The sequence below is a fragment of the Paracoccus sp. S4493 genome (genome assembly GCF_000967735.1).
Classification (GTDB): domain Bacteria; phylum Pseudomonadota; class Alphaproteobacteria; order Rhodobacterales; family Rhodobacteraceae; genus Paracoccus; species Paracoccus marcusii.
On sequence record NZ_JXYF01000345.1, the window covers coordinates 1 to 313 of the forward strand.

At 72.2% G+C, this 313-nt stretch carries 1 pseudogene; it reads right to left on the reverse strand.

From position 1 onward, the window contains the following. Positions 1-313: pseudogene (locus TW83_RS17655) on the reverse strand (heavy metal translocating P-type ATPase); the annotation flags it as partial.

The window sequence follows — 313 nt, forward strand, 5'->3', positions numbered from 1 at the left end:
GATCGCGCCGGCAAAGACCGCATCGCCCACGCCGCGGGTCTGCGGAACGCTTTCGCCGGTCACGGGGCTTTCGTCGATGCCGCTGGTCCCTTCGACGATGTCGCCATCCGCGGGGATGCGGTCGCCGGGGCGGATCAGGACCACCTGCCCGATCGTCAGGCTGTCGGCGGGGACGGTGCATGTCCCGCCCGACTGCTCCAGCATCGCGGTCTTGGGCACCAGATCGGCCAGCGCGCGGATGCCCTGGCGGGCCCGGCCGGCGGCGACGCCTTCCAGAACCTCGCCCACGGCGAACAGGAACACGACCAGCGCC